This window comes from Paenarthrobacter sp. TA1.8, assembly GCF_048595705.1.
Lineage (GTDB): Bacteria > Actinomycetota > Actinomycetes > Actinomycetales > Micrococcaceae > Arthrobacter > Arthrobacter nitroguajacolicus.
Window position 1 is genome coordinate 2394584 of the sequence record NZ_CP184287.1, and the last position, 21898, is coordinate 2416481.

The 21898-nt window shown below is 61.5% G+C and carries 19 protein-coding genes; 15 read left to right on the forward strand and 4 right to left on the reverse strand.

The features are described 5' to 3' along the window. Positions 1 to 7: 7 nt before the first annotated feature. The gene (locus ACNAOT_RS11030) at positions 8 to 2542 is read right to left on the reverse strand and encodes a DEAD/DEAH box helicase (RefSeq protein WP_091467332.1); all 2535 of its coding nucleotides are present in this window, start codon (positions 2540 to 2542) and stop codon (positions 8 to 10) included. Positions 2543 to 2612: 70 nt separating this feature from the next. Between ACNAOT_RS11030 and ACNAOT_RS11035 the strand changes: the two genes are divergently transcribed. From ACNAOT_RS11035 to ACNAOT_RS11105, 15 genes are all read left to right on the forward strand, one after another. Continuing rightward, positions 2613 to 3407 carry a trans-aconitate 2-methyltransferase gene (locus tag ACNAOT_RS11035; protein WP_420181074.1) on the forward strand — a complete coding sequence of 265 codons (795 nt, stop codon included), beginning with the start codon at positions 2613 to 2615 and terminating at the stop codon, positions 3405 to 3407. Between the two features lie 154 nt (positions 3408 to 3561). Continuing rightward, positions 3562 to 3942, forward strand: a complete 381-nt coding sequence (locus tag ACNAOT_RS11040; protein WP_420181075.1) for a GntR family transcriptional regulator — start codon at positions 3562 to 3564, stop codon at positions 3940 to 3942. 65 nt (positions 3943 to 4007) lie between these two features. Further along, a complete protein-coding gene (gene uvrA, locus ACNAOT_RS11045) occupies positions 4008 to 6935 on the forward strand; it encodes an excinuclease ABC subunit UvrA (protein WP_364305057.1) in 2928 nt (975 codons plus the stop codon). Positions 6936 to 7047: 112 nt separating this feature from the next. Continuing rightward, entirely contained in the window at positions 7048 to 7764 is a 717-nt protein-coding gene (locus tag ACNAOT_RS11050) for an HAD hydrolase-like protein (protein WP_091467337.1), read from the forward strand. Beyond that, positions 7751 to 8419, forward strand: a complete 669-nt coding sequence (locus ACNAOT_RS11055) for a lysophospholipid acyltransferase family protein (protein ID WP_091467339.1) — start codon at positions 7751 to 7753, stop codon at positions 8417 to 8419. The genes ACNAOT_RS11050 and ACNAOT_RS11055 overlap by 14 nt, the downstream gene beginning before the upstream one ends. Before the next feature lie 60 nt (positions 8420 to 8479). Next, positions 8480 to 10510, forward strand: coding sequence for an excinuclease ABC subunit UvrC (gene uvrC / locus ACNAOT_RS11060; RefSeq protein WP_420181076.1), 2031 nt, complete (start codon positions 8480 to 8482; stop codon positions 10508 to 10510). Positions 10511 to 10642: 132 nt separating this feature from the next. Next, entirely contained in the window at positions 10643 to 11566 is a 924-nt protein-coding gene (rapZ, locus tag ACNAOT_RS11065; protein WP_420181077.1) for an RNase adapter RapZ, read from the forward strand. Further along, the gene (locus ACNAOT_RS11070; protein ID WP_017198460.1) at positions 11566 to 12582 is read left to right on the forward strand and encodes a gluconeogenesis factor YvcK family protein; all 1017 of its coding nucleotides are present in this window, start codon (positions 11566 to 11568) and stop codon (positions 12580 to 12582) included. Before rapZ ends, ACNAOT_RS11070 begins: the two co-directional genes overlap by 1 nt. Before the next feature lie 9 nt (positions 12583 to 12591). Next, positions 12592 to 13572, forward strand: coding sequence for a DNA-binding protein WhiA (whiA, locus tag ACNAOT_RS11075; protein WP_017198459.1), 981 nt, complete (start codon positions 12592 to 12594; stop codon positions 13570 to 13572). Between the two features lie 175 nt (positions 13573 to 13747). Next, complete coding sequence (locus ACNAOT_RS11080) at positions 13748 to 14371, forward strand: superoxide dismutase (RefSeq protein WP_091467344.1); 624 nt, start codon at positions 13748 to 13750, stop codon at positions 14369 to 14371. Positions 14372 to 14642: 271 nt separating this feature from the next. Further along, positions 14643 to 15653 (forward strand): type I glyceraldehyde-3-phosphate dehydrogenase, encoded by a 1011-nt coding sequence (gap, locus tag ACNAOT_RS11085; RefSeq protein WP_420181078.1) that lies wholly within the window; start codon positions 14643 to 14645, stop codon positions 15651 to 15653. Between the two features lie 9 nt (positions 15654 to 15662). Continuing rightward, positions 15663 to 16889: a phosphoglycerate kinase gene (locus ACNAOT_RS11090; RefSeq protein WP_420181079.1), complete on the forward strand. Its 1227-nt coding sequence runs from the start codon at positions 15663 to 15665 to the stop codon at positions 16887 to 16889. Positions 16890 to 16963: 74 nt separating this feature from the next. After that, on the forward strand, positions 16964 to 17779 hold the full coding sequence (tpiA, locus tag ACNAOT_RS11095) for a triose-phosphate isomerase (RefSeq protein ID WP_178993035.1): 816 nt from the start codon (positions 16964 to 16966) through the stop codon (positions 17777 to 17779). Between the two features lie 36 nt (positions 17780 to 17815). Then, entirely contained in the window at positions 17816 to 18073 is a 258-nt protein-coding gene (gene secG / locus ACNAOT_RS11100) for a preprotein translocase subunit SecG (RefSeq protein WP_017198454.1), read from the forward strand. 163 nt (positions 18074 to 18236) lie between these two features. After that, positions 18237 to 18632 carry an RNA polymerase-binding protein RbpA gene (locus tag ACNAOT_RS11105; RefSeq protein ID WP_091467352.1) on the forward strand — a complete coding sequence of 132 codons (396 nt, stop codon included), beginning with the start codon at positions 18237 to 18239 and terminating at the stop codon, positions 18630 to 18632. On the opposite strand, the gene pgl is transcribed toward ACNAOT_RS11105, so the two are convergent. From pgl to zwf, 3 genes are read right to left on the reverse strand one after another with little or no spacing between them, the layout of a single operon-like run. After that, a complete protein-coding gene (gene pgl, locus ACNAOT_RS11110; protein WP_091467354.1) occupies positions 18585 to 19403 on the reverse strand; it encodes a 6-phosphogluconolactonase in 819 nt (272 codons plus the stop codon). The two genes, ACNAOT_RS11105 and pgl, sit on opposite strands and share 48 nt — an antisense overlap. Beyond that, positions 19393 to 20334 (reverse strand): glucose-6-phosphate dehydrogenase assembly protein OpcA, encoded by a 942-nt coding sequence (locus ACNAOT_RS11115; RefSeq protein ID WP_178993038.1) that lies wholly within the window; start codon positions 20332 to 20334, stop codon positions 19393 to 19395. Before ACNAOT_RS11115 ends, pgl begins: the two co-directional genes overlap by 11 nt. Beyond that, positions 20331 to 21887, reverse strand: coding sequence for a glucose-6-phosphate dehydrogenase (gene zwf, locus ACNAOT_RS11120; RefSeq protein ID WP_179016634.1), 1557 nt, complete (start codon positions 21885 to 21887; stop codon positions 20331 to 20333). Before zwf ends, ACNAOT_RS11115 begins: the two co-directional genes overlap by 4 nt. Between the last annotated feature and the right edge of the window lie 11 nt (positions 21888 to 21898).

The window sequence follows — 21898 nt, forward strand, 5'->3', positions numbered from 1 at the left end:
CGTGGACCTAGAGCCTGTTGACGTCTGTCACCCGGACCACGGCGGTTCCAGTCTCATCGGATGCTGCCAAGTCCACCTCGGCCGAAATTCCCCAATCGTGGTTGCCCGCAGGGTCGTCGAAGATCTGCCGGACCTTCCACGTCCCTGGTTCTTCGGTGATGATGAGCAACCCGGGACCCCGCGCATCAGGACCGGTGCCGATGTCGTCATGTTCGTCGAAGTAGTCGTCCAGGACTTCTTCCCACCGCTCGGCGTCCCAGCCGGCATCGGCGTCGAGTTCGCCCAAGGCTGCGGAGTCCTCGTCCGCAAAAAGTTCAACCCTGCGGAACATCTCATTCCGCACCATGACCCGGAAAGCCCGGATGTTGGTGGTCAGCAGCGGCGGCGGGGGCGGGGGAGCGTCATGGGGTGTGGGGGCAAGCCCGGACGTGAGCTCTTCCCACTCGTCCAGGAGGCTGGAATCCACTTGGCGCACCAGCTCACCCAGCCACGCGATGAGGTCTTCAAGGTCCTCGCGGAGCGAATCCTGGGGAACCGTCTGCCTGAGCGCGCGGAAGCCGTCCGCCAGGTAACGCAGGACGATGCCCTCCGACCGGGCAAGGCCATAGAACTGCACGAACTCGCCAAAGTTCATGGCACGCTCATACATGTCCCGGATAATCGATTTCGGAGCGAGCTCGAAGTCGCCCACCCAGGGGGCCGCCTTCCGGTAGACCTCGAAGGCCTCGCCGAGAATCTCCGCCAAGGGCATGGGATAGGTAACTTCGTCCAGCATGGCCATGCGCTGGTCATACTCAATGCCGTCAGCCTTCATGGCGGCAACAGCCTCGCCTCGAGCCTTCTTCTGCTGGGCAGAGAGAATCTGGCGCGGCTTCTCCAGCGTGGACTCAATGACGGAGACAACATCCAAGGCGTAGGAGGGAGACTCAGGATCAAGGAGCTCCAACGCGGCAAGCGCAAAGGGGGAGAGCGGCTGGTTAAGGGCAAAGTTTGCCTGCAGGTGAACAGTCAGCCGGACTGAGCGCCCTTCAGCCTCCTGTTCCTCCTCCGGGATGCGTTCCACCACACCCGCGGCCAGCAATTCCCTGTAGATTCCCAAGGCCTTCTTCATCAACTTGAGCTGCGCCGGGCGGCTCTCATGGTTCTCACTGAGCAGGCGCCGGGTTGCCTGGAAGGGATCGCCCGGCCGTTCCATAAGGTTCAACAGCATCGCGTGGGTCACCGTAAAGCTGGAAGTCAAAGGCTCGGGCACAGACTCCACGAGACGCTTGAACGTCGGCTCCCCCCAGGAAACGAACCCTTCCGGAGGTTTTTTCTTGACCACTTGGCGCAGTTTCTTCTGGTCATCGCCAAACTTGGCGGTGGCTTTGGCCATGGCCTTGGTGTTCTCCACCACGTGGTCCGGAGCCTGAACCACCACCGTCCCGGCGGTGTCATAGCCGGCGCGGCCTGCGCGGCCGGCAATCTGGTGGAACTCACGTGAGTTAAGCGATCTGGTGCGTACGCCGTCGTACTTGCTAAGAGCCGTCAACAGCACCGTCCGGATCGGCACGTTGATGCCCACACCCAAAGTATCGGTTCCGCAGATCACCTTGAGGAGGCCTGCTTGGGCGAGCTGTTCCACCAAGCGGCGGTACTTGGGCAACATACCGGCGTGATGTACCCCGATCCCGTGCCGGACCAGCCTGTTGAGCGTTTTTCCGAAGCCGGCGGCAAACCTGAATCCCGCAATCAACTCTGCAATGCGGTCCTTTTCAGCACGGCTGCACATGTTGATGCTCATGAGGTTTTGGGCCCGCTCGATAGCTTCCGCCTGGCTGAAATGCACCACATAGACGGGAACCTGCTTGGTGGAGAGCAGTTCTTCCAGCGTCTCGTGAACCGGGGTCAGGTGGTAGTAGTAATGCAGCGGAATGGGACGTTCCGCAGAGCTGACAGTCGTGGTGGTCCGGCCCGTCAGCTCAGACAAACCGGTTTCGAATCGGGAGACGTCGCCCAGGGTGGCGGACATCAGGAGGAACTGGGCCTGGGGGAGTTCCAGGAGCGGTACCTGCCACGCCCAACCGCGCTGCGGGTCGGAGTAAAAGTGGAACTCGTCCATGATCACGGAGCCCAGCTCGGCCGCAGAGCCTTCGCGCAGGGCGATATTGGCCAGGATTTCCGCCGTGCAGCAGATGATGGGGGCATCCTGGTTCACGCCGGAATCACCGGTGATCATGCCAACATTTTCGGCACCGAAGATCTCGCAGAGTGCGAAGAACTTCTCGGAAACCAGTGCTTTGATCGGGGCTGTGTAATAGCTCCGCTGGCCGCGTGCCATTGCCTCAAAGTGCGCCGCAATTGCTACCAGGGATTTACCGGAGCCCGTGGGCGTGGCCAGGATAACGTTCGCGCCGGAGGCAAGCTCCATGATCGCTTCGTCCTGCGCCGGGTATAGCTGCAATCCACGGCTCTCAGTCCACGCCACGAACCGGGTGTAGATTTCGTCCGGGTCCAAAGGACCGGTGGCCGTGGAACCGGGGAGCTGCTCAAGAAGTTTCATTGGTTTCCAGCTTAGTGCCCGGACGGTTTAGGCTCGGCCCAGCAGGCATGGCAGACGCGAGGAGGCTTTTGTGAAGTGGGATCCATCCAAGTATGTGGAATTCGGCAACCATCGCGACCGGCCATTCCATGACCTCGTCGCGAGGGTCCGGGCTGACGAACCAAGGACAGTCATTGACCTCGGCTGCGGTCCCGGGAACCTGACCGCTACGCTGGTTGATCGCTGGCCGGAGGCGCGCGTTGTGGGTCTGGACTCCTCGGAGGAAATGCTCCTCAAAGCACAGTCCCTCCGGGAGCAGTCCCCCCAGGAGCAGTCCGGCCGGCTGACCTTCCAGCTGGGCGATATCACGCAGTGGGTCCCCGATGCGGATACTGACGTCGTGGTCACGAATGCCGTTCTCCAATGGATTCCCGGACATCAGGAGATGTTGGCCGGTTGGCTTCGTGTCCTCAAACCGGGGGCATGGTTTGCCATGCAGGTACCGGGAAACTTCACGTCGCCGTCCCACACCCTGATGCGGCAACTGGCCGAATCGCCAAGGTGGTCTACCCGGCTGGGTGGCGTGCTTCGGCACGATGGCGCTGTGGGCAGTCCTGCGGACTACCTGGGCATCATGCTCGACGCCGGATGTGCAGCAGACGCTTGGGAGACCACCTACCAGCAGGTTCTGCAAGGTGAAGACCCGGTATTGGAGTGGGTCCGGGGCACTGGACTTCGTCCAATATTGGCAGCCTTGACTCCCGTGGAGGCATCTGAATTCGAAGCGGAATACTCGGCCCTGCTGCGTGAGGCCTACCCTTCGACGATCCACGGAACGGTCTACCCTTTCCGTCGCGTTTTCGCCGTAGCCCAAAAGGCCGCATGACCCTGCAGCACGCTTCGACGCACGTAGCATTCAGTTTCCTCCGCCGTGACAGCTTGTTCCTGACCGGCGTCGCTGGTCTAATTCTCGGCATGGACCAAGGACGCTTCGTACAAGAGATGCCCCGCGTGGAGCCGGCGCCAGGCCGGATCTCATCGTGACTCCCACCGGGGATTTTCCGGGAAGCTGGCGCCCCAACACCGGCAGCGCCGTAGCGCTCTTTGAACAATTGAGACTGCGCATCATTGAACTGGTGGATGCCGGAATCCTTGCCGTTGGTGCCAAGCTTCCTCCTGTTCGCAATCTGGCCGGGGTGCTGGATGTCGCTCCGCACACCGTGGCCCGTGCATATAAGGAACTGGAAGCAGCCGGGGTAGTGGCAACACGTGGGCGCAATGGCACTGTGGTCTGCCCGCGGGATGATCGTTGGGGAGCACTAGCCGGTGTTGCCGCAGAATATGCCGGCGCCGCCAAGGCCCAAGGAGCTTCGTTCGCTGAGGCAGTCCAGCTTCTTGCTGCTGCATATGATGCCGACTGATACCGATCAGTAGCATGTGAGGCACGACATGGAAATTCGAAGAAGTTTTCGATTAGCATTGGTAGGTGCCCAAAGCCTTAGCTGAAGATACCGCCATGGATGCCGTGAACGGCGTCTCCGTCCTTCCCGATACCAAACCCGCCAAGCCGGATCTTTCCCGTTTGGTGGTCAAGGGTGCCCGGGAACACAATTTGCGAAACGTGGACCTCGATCTCCCCCGTGACGCCATGATCGTGTTCACGGGACTCTCCGGTTCCGGGAAGTCGTCCCTGGCTTTTGACACGATCTTCGCAGAGGGCCAGCGTCGCTACGTGGAGTCGTTGTCCGCGTACGCGCGTCAATTCCTTGGGCAGGTGGATAAGCCTGATGTCGATTTCATCGAGGGTTTGTCTCCTGCTGTATCCATCGACCAGAAGTCCACCAGCAAGAATCCGCGTTCCACGGTGGGCACCATCACCGAGATCTACGACTACATGCGGTTGCTCTGGGCGCGCGTAGGCCGGCCACACTGCCCTGTTTGTGGCGAGCCCATCGCCCGGCAGACGCCGCAACAGATCGTGGACCAGCTCCTGGAACTGGATCCTGGCACACGGTTCCAGGTACTTGCCCCGGTTGTACGCGGCCGCAAGGGTGAGTTTGTCGATCTCTTCAAGGAGCTGACCGCAAAGGGCTATTCCCGTGCCCGTGTGGACGGCGAACTTGTCCAGCTGAGCGATCCTCCCAAGCTCGGCAAACAGTTCAAGCACACCATCGAGGTTGTGGTGGATCGCCTGGTGGTCAAGGAAGAGATCAGCCAACGTCTTACTGACTCCGTCGAGACAGCCCTGGGCCTTGCAGAAGGCCGCGTGCTGGTGGAGTTCGTGGACCTCGATGCCGAGGATCCCGAGCGTATCCGCGCCTTCTCGGAGAACCTGGCGTGTCCCAACGAGCACCCGTTGGCCATTGACGAAATTGAACCGCGCTCATTCTCCTTCAACAACCCCTTCGGTGCCTGCTCTGCCTGCAGTGGCATCGGAACGCGGCTGGAAGTGGATGAAGAGCTCATCGTTCCCAATCCGGAGCTCTCCCTGGGTGAGGGCGCCATTGCTCCTTGGGCCCTGGGCACAGCGACAACGGAGTATTGGAACCGGCTCCTCGAGGGCCTGGCACACGAACTGGGCTTCTCCATGAAGACATCGTGGGAGAAGCTGCCCAAGGAGGTCCGCAACACCGTCCTTCACGGCAAGGATCACAAGGTTGTTGTCCAGTACAAGAACCGCTTTGGTCGTGAGCGCAAGTACAGCACTGGGTTTGAAGGTGCCATTCAGTACGTCCACCGCAAGCACGGAGAAACGGATTCCGACTGGGCACGCGACCGGTACGAAGAGTACATGCGGCAAATTCCCTGCCCTGAGTGCAACGGTGCGCGCCTCAACCCGGCGTCGCTGTCCGTGCTCATCAACGGAAAGTCGATCGCCGAGGTCGCTGCCCTGCCGATGCGCGAGTGCGCGGAGTTCCTGGGAAGCCTTACCCTGACCAACAGGGAAGCCCAGATCGCCAACCAGGTGCTGAAGGAAATCCAGGCCCGCCTGACCTTCCTCCTGGACGTCGGCTTGGAATACCTCAACCTGGAGCGACCCTCGGGTACCTTGTCCGGTGGCGAGGCCCAACGCATCCGGCTGGCCACCCAAATCGGCTCCGGCCTGGTGGGTGTCCTCTACGTTTTGGACGAACCATCCATTGGGTTGCACCAGCGTGACAACCGGCGACTGATCGAGACGCTCACCCGACTCCGGGATCTCGGTAACACCCTGATCGTGGTGGAACATGACGAAGACACCATCCACGAAGCAGACTGGGTTGTTGACATCGGACCCGGTGCCGGTGAACACGGCGGCCAAGTGGTGCACTCCGGAACCTACAAGGAACTCCTGGAGAACCCTGACTCGCTGACGGGCGCCTACTTGTCCGGACGCCGCAAGATTGATATCCCGGCCAAACGCCGAAAGTACGACAAAAAGCGTGAGCTCAAGGTAGTGGGCGCCAGGGAGAACAATCTCAACAACGTAGACGCCACGTTCCCCTTGGGACTTTTCACCGCGGTGACGGGCGTCAGTGGTTCCGGCAAATCCACCTTGGTGAACGAGATCCTGTATAAGGTCCTCGCCAACAAGCTCAACGGCGCCAAGCAGGTTGCGGGACGGCACCGCACGATTGCCGGGCTGGAGCACCTGGACAAGGTGGTCCACGTCGACCAAAGCCCCATCGGCCGGACACCCCGGTCCAACCCGGCTACCTACACCGGCGTCTTTGACAACATCCGGAAACTCTTCGCTGAGACCACTGAAGCCAAGGTACGTGGTTACCAGCCGGGACGGTTCTCGTTCAACGTCAAGGGTGGGCGCTGCGAGGCGTGTTCCGGCGACGGTACGTTGAAGATCGAGATGAACTTCCTGCCGGACGTCTACGTCCCTTGCGAAGTGTGCCACGGCGCCAGGTACAACCGGGAAACCCTTGAAGTTCACTACAAGGGCAAGACCATTGCCGACGTCCTCAACATGCCAATAGAGGAAGGTGCAGAATTTTTCGCGGCCTTCACTCCGATCGCACGGCATTTGAACACCTTGGTGGACGTGGGCCTTGGTTACGTCAGGCTTGGCCAGCCGGCAACCACTTTGTCAGGTGGGGAGGCCCAGCGCGTAAAGCTGGCTGCCGAGCTCCAGAAGCGTTCCAACGGTCGCAGCATCTACGTCCTCGATGAGCCCACCACTGGCCTGCACTTTGAGGACATCCGCAAGCTGCTCATGGTTCTTCAGGGCTTGGTGGACAAAGGCAATACCGTGATCACCATTGAGCACAACTTGGACGTGATCAAGTCTGCGGACTGGATTGTGGACCTTGGTCCGAATGGGGGTTCGGGCGGAGGAAAGATCGTGGCCACAGGAACGCCGGAGCAGGTGGCAAAATCCACGGATAGCCACACAGCGACGTTCCTGGCCGAGATTCTCGGTTAGTTACTCACGGACGGCTTTGAGGCCACCAAAGGAAAATCCTCGGGACCTTGGAAGTATTCCAGTAGCGGCATGCGAGTTTCAGGCATGCCGCTACTCGTGAGAAACTAACCCGGTGACTCAAACAACGGTGCCCGTAATATTCGATCTGGACGGCACCCTTGTCGATCCTGCCGGCGGTATCACGGGAGGCATTTCTGCTGCCCTCCGGGAAATGGACCTCCCTGTTCCCGAACAAGCCGTGCTGAATTCCATGGTGGGTCCCAAACTCAGCGATTCCCTCCTCCACTTGGCGAACGTCCCCAGCGAATTGGTGGATGAAACCATTGAGCGGTACCGGGGCCACTACAAAGAAACCGGCATTGGCCAAAGCAAGTTGTACCCGGGAATCTTCGATCTCCTCGAATTCTTCGCTGAGACTGGCCGGCCCGTCGCGGTGGCCACCCAGAAGCCGCAGTCAATTGCGCGCCTCGTGCTGGAGCACCATGGAATTGCTGACTTCTTCGTTTCCATCCGCGGGGCTGCGGATGACGAATCCCTGAAGGCCAATACAGCGTCCGGCAAGGTGGAAATCGTCGCCGCGGCGTTAAATGATCTCCACTCCCAGCCGGCCGTCATGGTGGGGGACAGGCATCAAGACGTCGCAGGCGCTCTGGCCAATGGATTGGACTGCATCGGAGTCAGTTGGGGATTTGCACCGGACGGTGAACTTGAGCAAGCCGGAGCAGTCGCGGTGGTAAACACTGCCCTCGAACTGCGCACCAAAATTGAAGAACTTGACGCTGTCCGCGCGGCAGCCCTGAGCGAGGTACAAAACGATGGCAGTCTTTGATGCGATCCGCTGGACAACCCGAGGCCTGATTTCCTCCACTTGCCGTCCTACGGTCATTGGGCTCGAGAACGTTCCCAAGGATGGGCCATTTATCGTAGCCCCCAACCACCTCTCCTTCCTGGACAGCGTCATCGTTCAGGCATTGATGCCCCGCCCTGTTGCCTTCTTCGCCAAAGCGGAATACTTCACCACCAAAGGCGTCAAAGGCGCCGTGATGAAGTCATTCTTCGAGGCAGTAGGTTCCATTCCCGTCGAGCGCGGTGAACAAGCGGCCAGTGTCCAGGCGCTCAAGACCCTGCTGGACATCCTGGAATCCGGGAAGGGCATCGGCATCTACCCGGAAGGCACACGATCCCGCGACGGTATTCTTTACCGCGGCAGGACGGGCGTGGGATGGCTTGCCTTGACCACGGGCGCTCCCGTGATCCCGGTGGGGCTGATCGGCACGGAGCAGCTGCAGCCTGCGGACAAGAACGCCGTTCGGCCGCAGCACTTCACCATGAAGGTTGGCGAGCCCCTCTACTTCGACAAGACAGGCCCGGACCACTCCCTGCCCGCCCGCCGCGAAGTCACTGACAAAATCATGGATGCCATTGCACTGCTTAGCGGCCAGGAGCGGTCCACCAGCTACAACCAAAGCAAGGCGGTCGACTGACGCCTTGGTGGCCGCGCCACCGTGGCAATGAGTGTCGTTCCGGTTCACTAGACTGGAAACGTGGCAGATCCAGCAAGTTACCGGCCCCAAACAGGTGAAATCCCCACCACTCCGGGCGTCTACCGTTTCCGTGACCCCCATGGCCGGGTCATCTATGTGGGCAAGGCAAAAAACCTTCGTTCCCGGCTGAATTCGTACTTCGCGAATCCTGCAGGACTCCTCCCAAAGACCCATGCAATGGTCCACGCGGCCAGCAGTGTTGAATGGACCGTGGTGGGCAGCGAGCTGGAATCGCTGCAATTGGAATACACCTGGATCAAGGAATTCAAGCCTCGGTTTAACGTCGTATTCCGGGATGACAAGACGTATCCCTACCTCGCCGTCACCATGGGGGAGAAGTACCCCAGGGTGCAGGTCATGCGCGGTGAAAGAAGGAAGGGCACCAGGTACTTCGGTCCCTACACAGCCGGTGCCATCCGGGAAACCATGGACACACTCCTACGGGTCTTCCCTGTGCGGAGCTGCAGCGCAGGCGTCTTTAAACGGGCCGAGTCCAGCGGACGCCCCTGCCTCCTGGGTTATATCGACAAATGTTCCGCTCCCTGTGTCGGCCGGGTCACCCCCGACGAACACCGTGGTCTGGCAGAAGACTTCTGTTCCTTCATGGGCGGCGAAGCCAAGCGCTTCATCAACCGGCTGGAGAAAGACATGTCTGCCGCCGTAGCCGAATTGGACTACGAGCGCGCGGCCGGGCTCAGGGACGACATCATCGCGCTCCGCAAGGTCTTTGAACGCAACGCAGTGGTCCTCGCGGAGGATACCGACGCGGACGTTTTCGCGCTTCACGAGGACGAACTCGAAGCTTCCGTGCAGGTGTTCCACGTTCGCGGCGGACGTGTCCGCGGACAGCGCGGTTGGGTCGTAGAAAAAGTCGAGGATGCTACGACGCCGGAACTCATCGAGCACCTGCTGCAGCAGGTCTACGGTGAGGACAGTGAAGTGCAGGGTCGAATTCCACGTGAAGTCCTGGTTCCGGAGAACCCCAGTAACCATGCTGAACTCATGGAATGGCTGGGAGGCTTGCGAGGTGCCAAGGTAGACATCCGCGTACCACAGCGCGGTGACAAGGCCGCCCTGATGTCCACCGTGCGCGAGAATGCAGAGCAAGCTTTGAAACTGCATAAGACACGCCGTGCAGGAGACATTACTGTCCGCTCCGTTGCCCTCCAGGAACTGCAGGAGGCCTTGGAGATTCCGGTTCCCCTGCTGCGGATCGAGTGTTTCGATATTTCCCACGTTCAAGGAACAAACGTGGTGGCTTCCATGGTGGTGGTGGAAGATGGGCTGCCCAAGAAGTCCGACTACCGGAAATTCTCCATTACGGGCGCTGCAGCCGCCGACGATACTGCGGCCATGCACGACGTCCTGACCCGTCGCTTCAGGCACTATCTCACGGACAAGGCCGCCCAGGTCCCGATCGTTTCCGGCGAAATCATCAACCCGACACGTAGCAGTGCACAAAGTACCAGGGACAAGAGCAGCACTGACGTGCCGCCGTCGGACCCTTCTTTGCCCGCTCCGAAGGCCAAGTTCGCCTACCCGCCCAACCTGGTGGTGGTGGACGGAGGTCAGCCGCAGGTCAACGCGGCGGCCCGCGCCCTGGGGGAATTGGGCATTGATGACGTTTACGTGGTGGGTCTGGCCAAACGGCTCGAGGAAGTCTGGCTGCCTGACAGCGACTTCCCCGTGATCCTGCCCCGGACGTCGCAAGGTTTGTACCTCCTGCAGCGGATCCGTGACGAGGCCCACCGCTTTGCCATCAGCTTCCACCGCCAGAAGCGCGGCAAGGCCATGACAGTGTCCGTCCTGGACGGCGTGCCCGGCCTGGGGGAGGCGAAACGGAAGGCCCTGGTGGCACACTTCGGATCGCTCAAGAAGATCAAGGCCGCATCCGTGGAGGAGCTCACCTCTGCCAAGGGCATCGGGCCGGCTCTGGCTGCCGCGGTGGTCCAGCACCTTGGTTCTGCTGCGGTCACCGGTGAAACGGCACCTGCGGTGAACATGACCACCGGCGAAATCCTTGAATCTTAGCTAGGGTAAGAACTTGGCCGGTCGGCGCAAGAGTGCTGCCGGACGCCTGAGATGCGGCCACATGGGCCATGCTGCCCCAGGCGGCTACCACAAGCTTTCGAATGACCACTTCCGACGAAACGGGGACAACAGATGGATGAGGCTACGGCAGAGTCCGGCACGGAGCAGGACGGCCTGACGCCCGTCAAGCCGCCTGAGGCGGAGTTGCTGGTGGTAACCGGCATGTCGGGTGCCGGACGCAGCACCGCCTCAGATGCTCTGGAGGATCACGGCTGGTACGTCGTTGACAACCTTCCTCCGCAAATGTTGGGCACTCTGGCCGAAATCGTCTCGCATGCGCCAAAGTCGATACCCAAGCTGGCTGTAGTGGTGGACGTCCGGAGCAAGGACCTCTTCACCGATATTCAGACTGCGCTGGGAGCTTTGAGCGCCAGCGGCATCACCTTCCGGGTACTCTTCCTGGACGCCAACGACGACGTCCTGGTCCGCCGTTTCGAGCAGGGACGTCGCCCGCATCCGCTCCAGGGCGGTGGAAGGATCCTTGACGGCATCGGCATCGAGCGTGAGGTCCTCCGGGAACTTCGTGAGCACGCCGACGTCGTTCTGGACACCTCCGACTTCAACGTCCACGGCTTGGCTACAGCCATTACAGAGCTGTTCAGTGATACCGGGCCTGTGACGCTCCGCCTGAACGTCATGAGCTTTGGCTTCAAATACGGATTGCCCGTGGACGCCAACTTCGTGGCCGATGCCCGTTTTATCCCCAACCCGCACTGGGTACCCCAGCTCCGGCCCCACACCGGCTTGGACCAGGACGTCAGCGACTACGTCCTGGGCGCGGAGGGTGTTCAGGAGTTCGTGGACCGTTACGTTAGGGCGTTGGAGCCTGTCCTGGACGGCTACCGCCAGGAGAACAAGCACTACGCCACGCTGGCGGTCGGTTGCACCGGCGGCAAGCACCGTTCGGTGGCGGTTACGGTGGAACTTTCCAAGCGCCTTGCGCAGTACCCCCGTGTCACCGTGACCACCACCCACCGCGACCTGGGACGCGAGTAGTGGGGGTCCTGACGGGCCCGCTGCCACTCATACCACCCAAAGGCGTTCCCGGTAGCCAGCAAAAGAAGAGCCCCTCCGTGGTCGCCTTGGGAGGCGGTCACGGACTGGCAGCTTCGCTGTCTGCCCTTCGTTTGCTCACATCCGAGCTGACGGCAATCGTCACGGTAGCGGACGACGGCGGCAGTTCCGGGCGTCTCCGCGACGAGTACGGCGTCCTCCCGCCGGGAGACCTGCGGATGGCCCTGAGCGCTCTTTGCGACGACACGGATTGGGGCCGGACCTGGCGCGATGTCATGCAGCACCGCTTCGAAGCCGGTTCGGCGAAAGGGGGGTCACTGGACAATCACGCCATGGGCAACCTGCTGATCGTCACACTGTGGGAACTACTGGGCGACACCGTTGCAGGCCTCAAGTGGGCTGGAGCGTTGTTGGGTGCCCGCGGACAGGTACTGCCCATGTCCAGCGTCCCCCTCACCATTGAGGGCAAGGCGCAGGTGGAATTACCGGGCGGCGGCCATGAACTGCGGACGGTTCGGGGACAGGCAAAGTGTGCTGTGGCCGGGAAGCTGGAAGAAGTCAGGCTCTTGCCCGAAGCCGCCCCTGCCTGCACCGAGGCGCTCACTGCGATTGAGCTGGCTGATTGGGTCATTCTGGGCCCTGGTTCCTGGTACACCTCGGTCCTGCCGCATTTGCTGCTGCCTGAGCTTCGGCGGGCCCTCGGTGATACGGCTGCCAAACGTTGCCTCACCATGAACCTGGATGTGGAAACCAAGGAAACGTCCGGCATGACGGCAGCGGACCACTTGGATGTCCTGCGCCGCTATGCACCTGAGTTCACTGTGGACGTCGTCCTGGCGGATCCCGCAGCGGTGCAGGACCGCAAGGCCTTCGAGAAGGCGGCAGCGATGATCGGCGCCGAAGTGGTGTTGGGTAGAGTAGGGGCGTCGAGGCGCCGCCCCGTCCATGATCCACTGCTGTTGGCAGCGGCGTACCACGATATTTTCGGGAACAGTTAGGAACACGCGATGGCACTTACTGCGTCGGTCAAGGACGAACTGTCCCGGCTGGACATCAAGAAATCTTCGGTCCGCAAGGCGGAGGTTTCGGCAATGCTGCGTTTTGCAGGCGGCTTGCACATTATTTCGGGGCGGATCGTTATCGAGGCCGAAGTCGACCTCGCTTCCACCGCCCGCCGTCTCCGGGCAGCGATCGCGGAAGTCTACGGACATCAGAGCGAAATCATCGTCGTATCCGGTGGAGGCCTGCGGCGGGGGAGCCGTTACGTCGTCCGCGTTGTGCGCGACGGGGAGGCACTAGCCCGCCAAACGGGCTTGCTGGATGGCCGGGGGCGACCTGTGCGGGGCCTTCCCTCCGCCGTCGTCAACGGTTCAGCGGCCGATGCTGAGGCAGTGTGGCGGGGCGCTTTCCTGGCCCATGGTTCACTCACGGAACCGGGGCGATCATCGTCCCTTGAGGTGACGTGCCCCGGCCCCGAGTCCGCGTTGGCATTGGTCGGCGCAGCCCGCCGCCTCGGAATCCAGGCCAAGGCGCGCGAAGTTCGCGGCGTTGACCGCGTGGTCATTCGTGACGGCGACACCATCGCTGCTCTCCTCACCCGCATGGGCGCCCATGACGCCCTGATGGTTTGGGAAGAACGGCGCATGCGAAAGGAAGTCCGCGCCACCGCCAACAGGCTCGCCAACTTCGACGACGCCAACCTGCGCCGCTCAGCCCAAGCCGCAGTAGCTGCGGGCGCCAGGGTGGACCGTGCATTGGAGATTCTGGGAGATGACGTTCCGGACCACCTCAAGTACGCAGGAGAGCTCCGGGTGGCGCACAAGCAGGCAAGCCTGGATGAACTCGGACGCCTGGCTGATCCGCCCATGACCAAAGACGCCATAGCCGGCCGTATCCGCCGGCTCCTGGCCATGGCAGATAAGCGGGCCTTGGATTTGGGCATCCCGGGCACTGAGGCAAATGTGACTCCGGAAATGATGGACGAGTAGGCCGCACCCATAGAATCGACAAAGTGCGGAGGAAATACTGCGAAGGCACCGCGGGTTGTTCCCGGTGGAGGCAAGAGCAGGCTTTCTTCGCCAAGGATTTCCGGCCGGTCCGCTGGCCGGATGAAATAACGAGAGTTACCAACCCGGACGTGAGTCCATTACATTGGAGGATTTCGTGACAGAGTACGTTCTGCCCGAGCTCGGCTACGACTACGCAGCACTCGAGCCGCACATTTCGGCAAAAATCATGGAGCTGCACCACAGCAAGCACCATGCGGCATACGTTGCAGGCGCCAACAACGCCCTCTCCCAGCTGGCCGACGCGCGCGAGAAGAATGATTTCGCCAACATCAACCGCCTCTCCAAGGACCTCGCGTTCCACACCGGCGGACACATCAACCACTCCGTGTTCTGGAACAACATCTCCCCGGACGGCGGCGACAAGCCCGAAGGCGAACTGGCTGCTGCCATCGATGACGCCTTCGGTTCCTTCGATGCCTTCCGTGCCCAGTTCAGCGCTGCCGCGTTGGGCCTCCAGGGTTCCGGCTGGGCTTTCCTCGCCTACGAGCCCATCGGCGGGAACCTGCTCATCGAGCAGCTCTACGATCAGCAGGGCAACGTTGCAGTAGGAACCACCCCGCTGTTGATGCTGGACATGTGGGAGCACGCTTTCTACCTGGACTACGTCAACGTCAAGGCTGACTACGTCAAGGCGTTCTGGAACATCGTCAACTGGGCAGACGTCGCCAAGCGCTTCGAAGCCGCCCGCGCCAACGCCACGGGCCTCATCGTCCTCTAGTTGGTGAGTTCCGGTTCACGCCGATGTAACAAAAGTCACTTTTGGCGTGAATTGGGGCCAAATGCTGGAAAGCCTGCCTCCGCAGTTGCGGGGGCAGGCTTAGTTAAACGTAAGATGGATCACGGAAGGCGGTTAGCCTTCAGCAACGTGGCTGGTCGCCCTCCGATCTGATAATCACCTCTGCCCAAAGACGTGCGGGGTCTGTTAGTTGGAAATATTTGATCCGACTCACTAGGCGTGCTTGCAAGAGCACCAAGGAGATTGACACATAGTGACCACCCGTATTGGTATCAACGGCTTCGGCCGCATCGGCCGTAACTACTTCCGCGCAGCACTGGCCCAGGGCGCAGACCTTGAGATCGTGGCAGTCAACGACCTCACCAGCCCCGAGACCCTCGCCCACCTCCTGAAGTACGACTCCGTTGGTGGCCGCCTCACGCAGTCCGTGGAGGTTGTTGATGGCAACCTGGTAGTCGATGGCAAGTCCATCACCGTGCTGGCAGAACGCGATCCCGCCAACCTCCCCTGGGGTGAACTGGGCGTGGACATCGTCATCGAGTCCACAGGCTTCTTCACCAAGGCAGCAGCCGCCCAGAAGCACATTGACGCCGGCGCCAAGAAGGTCCTCATTTCGGCACCTGCCAGCGACGAAGACATCACCATCGTCATGGGCGTCAACCAGGACCTCTACGATCCCGCAGCGCACCACATCATCTCCAACGCGTCCTGCACTACCAACTGCCTCGGCCCGCTGGCCAAGGTTGTCAATGACGCCTTCGGCATCGAGCGTGGCCTGATGACCACGGTCCACGCCTACACGGCCGACCAGAACCTGCAGGACGGCCCGCACGGCGATCTCCGCCGTGCCCGCGCTGCTGCCATCAACATGGTCCCCACGTCTACTGGTGCTGCCAAGGCAATCGGCCTGGTCCTGCCGGAGCTCAAGGGCAAGCTGGATGGTTACGCCATCCGCGTTCCCGTCCCCACGGGTTCCGCTACTGACCTCACGGTCACTGTTTCCCGCGAAGTCACTGTGGAGGAAGTCAACGCTGCCGTCAAGGCCGCCGCTGAGTCCGACCAGTTCGCCGGAATCCTCAGCTACACGGATGCCCCCATCGTCTCCTCGGACATCGTCGGAGACCCTGCGTCCTCCATCTTCGATTCCGGCCTCACCAAGGTCATCGGCAACCAGGTCAAGGTTGTTTCCTGGTATGACAACGAGTGGGGTTACTCCAACCGCCTCGTAGACCTCACGGAGCTTGTCGCATCCAAGCTGGGCTAGGGTAGACACATGACATCTCACACCCTCAACGAACTCATCGCTGAAGGTGTCCGCGGGCGGTACATTCTGGTCAGAAGTGACCTCAATGTGCCGCTCGACGGCTCTGCAGTGACCGACGACGGCCGCATCAAGGCCTCCCTTCCGGTCCTCAAGAAGCTCTCGGACGCCGGTGCCCGTGTGCTCGTAACCGCCCACCTCGGACGCCCCAAGGGCGCTCCGGAGGATAAGTACTCACTGAAGCCCGCTGCGACCCGCCTCGCGGAGCTCGCAGACTTCAAGGTTCAGTTGGCCAACGATACTGTGGGGGACTCCGCCAAGGAGCTCGCATCCGGACTCCAGGATGGCGAAGTTCTCATCTTGGAAAATGTTCGCTTCGACGCGCGTGAAACCAGCAAGGACGACGCCGAGCGCGGCGCCTTCGCTGACGAGTTGGTCGCCCTTACGGGAAGCAACGGGGCGTTCGTGGACGACGCTTTTGGTGCCGTCCACCGCAAGCACGCGAGTGTCTTCGATGTAGCCACGCGGTTGCCGTCCTACTTGGGCGATCTTGTGCACACCGAAGTAGAGGTTCTTCGGAAGCTCACCACGGATACACAACGTCCATACGTCGTGGTTCTTGGCGGCTCCAAGGTCTCAGACAAGCTGGCGGTCATTGACAACCTGCTTGGCAAAGCGGACACCATCCTTGTTGGCGGCGGCATGCTCTTCACCTTCCTGGCAGCAGCCGGGCACAAGGTTGCGGGCAGCCTCCTCGAGGAAGACCAGATTCCGGTAGTCCAGGACTACCTTAAGCGGGCCTCCGATGCCGGAACGTCGTTCGTGATTCCCACGGACGTCGTAGTCGCCAGCCGCTTCGCTGCGGATGCTGAGCACGAGGTCGTTAAGGCAGCCGCCATTGAGGACAGCACTTTCGGTGCTTCCGGCATTGGCCTGGACATTGGTCCGGAATCGGCATCGGCATTCGCGGCCCAGATCGAAGGGGCCAAGACCGTGTTCTGGAACGGCCCCATGGGTGTCTTCGAATTCGAAGCCTTCTCCAGTGGCACGCGTGCCATTGCACAGGCCCTGACGGATACGGTTGCGTTCACCGTTGTCGGCGGTGGCGACTCGGCAGCAGCCGTTCGCACCCTCGGCTTCGAGGACTCGCAGTTCGGCCATATTTCGACCGGCGGCGGCGCCAGCTTGGAATACCTTGAAGGTAAGGAACTTCCGGGTTTGAGCGTCCTCGACCGCTAAGCATCAACCGACCGGCAGGACGTTACCGCGTCCTGCCGGTCGTTCCATATCTCAACGCATTCTTTGGAGTTCATGTGACTACCTCTGCCAACGGCAACTTCGTCCGCAAGCCCTTCATCGCCGGCAACTGGAAGATGAACATGGACCACGTCCAGGGCATCACCTTGCTGCAGAAGCTCGCCTGGACACTGTCCGATGCCAAGCATGACTACAGCCGCGCCGAGGTCGCAGTGTTTCCTCCGTTCACCGACCTCCGCGGTGTCCAGACGCTGGTTCAGGGTGACGAACTGGAAGTTGTTTACGGCGGCCAGGACCTGTCCCAGTTCGACTCCGGCGCCTACACCGGCGACATCTCAGGTCAGTTCCTCAGCAAACTGGGATGTGCCTACGTCCTGGTGGGCCACAGTGAGCGCCGCACCATCCACAACGAGTCCGATGAAGTCTTGAACGCGAAGGTCAAGGCCGGCTTCCGTCACGGAGTCACGCCCGTTCTGTGCGTCGGCGAGGGCCTAGAAGTCCGTCAGTCCGGCACACACGTGGAGCACACCCTGGCCCAACTGCGCGCCGGCGTCGAAGGACTCACAGCCGAGCAGGCAGCTGAACTCGTTGTGGCGTATGAGCCCGTCTGGGCCATCGGCACCGGCGAAGTAGCCGGCCCGGAAGACGCACAGGAAATGTGTGCAGCAATTCGTACCGAGCTTGCCGGTCTCTTCGACGAGGCCGTCGCAGCCAAGACGCGCCTTCTTTATGGGGGCTCCGTCAAGGCCAACAATGCTGCCGCCATCATGGCCGAAAGCGACGTTGACGGATTGCTTGTGGGTGGCGCCAGCTTGGACCCCGCTGAGTTTGCTAACATTGTCAGGTTCGAGAGCCACCTCGTCACGGACTAGTCCGGCTCCCGTTTTCCGCTTCTTCGAAAGGCCGTCGTGGACGTTCTTCAAGTCATTCTGCAGATCCTGCTGGGTATCACCAGCCTTCTGCTGACGCTGCTCATCCTCTTGCACAAGGGACGTGGCGGCGGTTTGTCCGACATGTTCGGTGGCGGAATGAGCTCCGGATTGAGTTCGTCCGGCGTAGCCGAGCGTAACCTGAACCGCTTCACCATCATTCTTGGCATCACATGGGGCGTTGTGATCATTGGCCTGGGCCTGATCATGCGCTTTACCTCGGGTGGCGACTCCTAGTTCTTCCCAAAAAGGGAGGCTCCTTCATAGGAGCCTCCCTTTTTCTTTGGCTGTGACACCCACCGGTAGTGCCGCCGTCGAGCACCTCGCACTAGACTGGCCCTGTTGGCCGTAAGGCCCACAGGCCGTGACGGCCGACCACCGAGTCGCTAGGGGTTCGAAAATGGTTCATGGCACGTCTGGTTACCGGGGCACCCGCGTAGGTGTAACTCAAGGTTCAGCTCCTCGACATCAAAGCGACCACGGAGCAGGAGAACAACTACCGCGTATTCGTGTCCCCTATTGGTGCGCCAAGGGACACGAAACACGGCTTGTTTTTCTTAAGCTGCCGGACGAACAGATTCCCAGGATGTGGGACTGTCCCAAATGTGGTTCGCCCGCCACCCGGGATCCCGGTCATGCGGCCCCAACAAGACCTGAGGATGAAATCTTCAAATCGCACCTGGATTACGTTAAAGAAAGACGCTCCAGCCAAGACGCCGAAGTGGTCTTGGCCGGAGCGCTGGAGCGCCTACGCGCCCGCGGGGTCCTTCCGGACCAGCTGCTGGGGGACTCGTGACGCTGCGTTCTCATCGATAAGCCACAGTGTCCTTGCACGCCCCGCAGGGCCTGCTGCAGGGACCTGCACGGGATTGGCGCCTGCCAGGGCCAGACCCACGGCGCCGGCCTTATCCTCGCCGGCAACAACCATCCAGATTTCCTGCGCGGTGTTGATGGCCGGAAGTGTCAGTGAAATGCGCGCCGACGGCGGCTTGGGTGAGTTCTCGACGCCCACTACGGTTCGTGACTTCTCGCGAATGCCGGCCTGCTCGGGAAAAAGCGAGGCAACGTGCGCATCGGGTCCGACACCCAGGAGCAGGATGTCAAAGCGCGGCAGGATGCCGGGCTTTTCGGGCCTGTTGTCCGACGTGTCCGCTGTATGCTCGGCCTCGGCCGCTGCCTTGAGCTCTTCCGCGTAGGCTGCCGCGGCTTCGTCCGCGGTGGCGTACTGATCGGCGGAGCCGGGTTCGTGAACCCGGGCGGGGTCGACGGCCAAGTGGGCGAGCAAAGCCTGGTGTGCTTGGCGCGTGTTCCTGTCATCGCTGTCGGCGCCGACGAATCGCTCGTCACCCCACCAGAAGTTAACCCTTGACCAATCGACGGCGGGTGCTGCCGCGGAGTCAGCCACAGCCCTCAGGGTCCCAATGCCAACGGTTCCGCCGGTGAGGACCACCGTGGCCTCGCCGTGCTTGTCCTGGACATCCACAAGCTTGGTGATGAGGCGCGCCGCTATGGCGGCCATCAAAACCTTGGAGTCGGGGTGGATGCTTACTCTTGGATCAGCGTGCACTGGTCTGGACTCTCCTCTGGCTGGTAAGTGGAAGTCCCATCGTAATCACTTCTCCGAAGACTTCGTCCGGATCCAGCCGTCGGAGTTCCTCAGCAAGGCAGTCTTTGAGGCTTCTGCGGGGGAGAGTGATACGCTGCGCCGGCTGTCCCGGTTGGGTCAACTCGGCCACGGACAAGCCGGGACGGAAGAGCTGGACGTCGCCACTGGCGCGCGTGAGGCGCACGCGGCGGATTCCGGTCCCTGCCGGATCGGCAACGATCGTGACAGGGGCCTGCAGCGCGAGGCTGAGCCAGGCGGCCAGCAGGAGCGTACTCGGGGAGTCCGAGGCGCCCTCGACGGCCACTGCGGAGACTGGGTCGCCATCCACTTGGTCGAAGACGGCGGCGAGTTGCATGCGCCAGTTGGTCAGGCGGGTCCAGGCGAGGTCGGTGTCGCCGGCTTTGTAGGTGGCCCGGATGTTCTCCAGCGCCCGGCGGGGGTCGGGTTCGTTGGCTGAGTCGGTGATGCGGCGGTGGGCGATCCGGCCGATGGATGTCTCGCAGGCGCTTTCCGGGGCGCCGTGCGGCCACCAGGCCACGATCGGTGCGTCCGGGAGGAGCAGGGCCGCGACGAGGGATTCGCTTTCGTGGGCCATGTGCCCGTGCCCGCGCAGGACGATGACTTCGGACGCGCCGGCGTCGCCACCGACCCGGATTTGCGCGTCGAGCCGGTCCGGTCCTTCAACGCCGGCATCGGCCAGGACGATGATCCGGCAGGGGTGTTCCCGGCTGGCTTCGTTGGCTGCCTCGATGGCGTCTTCTTCCTGCCCGGACTTCGTCACCACCACCAACGTCAGCACACGCCCCAGAGCGATCACGCCGCCTTGTTCGCGCAGCGACATGATCTTCTTGGAGATCTTGGAGGTGGTGGTATCGGGAAGATCTACGATCATGGCCTTCTCCAGGTTCGTCCGTCACGGGCCAGCAGGGCATCGGCCGAGGCCGGCCCCCAACTGCCCGGTGCGTAGGGTTGCGGTTGTTCATCGAGCCCGGCCCAGTATTCCTCGAACGGGTCCAGGATCTTCCAGGACAGTTCCACTTCCTGGTGCCGCGGGAACAAAGGGGGTTCGCCCAGGAGCACGTCCAGGATGAGCCGTTCGTAGGCTTCGGGGCTGGACTCGGTAAAGGAGTGCCCGTAGCCGAAGTCCATGGTCACATCACGGACTTCCATCTGCGTGCCCGGGACCTTGGAACCGAACCGGATCGTGGCGCCCTCGTCGGGCTGGACACGGATCACCACGGCGTTCTGACCGAAGTCATCATCGTTGTGGTCACGGAAGAGCAGGTTCGGTGCCCGCTTGAACACCACCGCGATCTCGGTCACCCGCCGGCCCAGGCGCTTACCGGCCCGCAGGTAGAACGGCACACCATTCCAACGGCGGGTATTGATATCCACCCGGATCGCAGCATAAGTTTCGGTCTTCGAATCGGCCGGGATCCCGTCCTCATCCAAATACCCGAGGACTTCCTCCCCGCCCTGCCACCCGCCGGTGAACTGACCCCGGGCCGAATGGGTGGAGAGGTCCTCGGGCAGTTTGACCGCCGCGAGGACCTTTTCCTTCTCCGCCCGCAAATCATCGGCATTAAACGAGATCGGCTCTTCCATCGCCGTCAACGCCAGCAACTGCAGCAAGTGGTTCTGGATCACGTCACGGGCAGCACCCACACCGTCGTAATAGCCTGCACGTCCGCCCGTGCCGATGTCCTCTGCCATGGTGATCTGGACATGATCCACGTAGTTGGCGTTCCAGAGCGGTTCGAACAACTGGTTCGCGAAACGCAACGCCAGGATGTTCTGCACCGTTTCCTTCCCCAAATAATGGTCAATCCGGAACACCGCATCAGCCGGGAACACCGACTCGACAATGTCGTTGAGCTGCCGGGCCGACTCGAGGTCGTGCCCGAACGGCTTCTCGATCACCACACGACGCCACTGACCCGGCTTGGCCTGCGCCAAACCGTGCTTGGACAACTGCCGGCAGACCTGTTCAAAGGCCTTGGGCGGGATCGACAGGTAGAAACCATGATTCCCGCGGGTGCCACGGGTCTCATCCAGCTCATCGAGCACATCACCGAGACGCTCGAAAGCGTCATCGTCGTCGAACTCGCCCCGAACAAAACGAATACCCGAAGCCAACTGCTCCCACACCGCTTCGTCGAACTTCGTCCGGGCGTGGGCCTTGACGTTTTCCTTGACCTCGGCCGCGAAATCCGCGTTATCCCACTCGCGACGGCCGAAACCCACCAAAGCAAAGCTGGGAGGCAACAGGCCACGATTAGCAAGGTCATAGACCGCTGGCATCAGCTTCTTACGGGCAAGATCACCAGTGACTCCGAAGAACACCAACGACGACGGCCCGGCAATACGATTCAGGCGCCGATCCCGCGGATCCCGCAAAGGATTCCGGAGACCGGCGTTCTTCCTGCCGTTTTCAGTTTCTGGCATGTTTGGTTCTG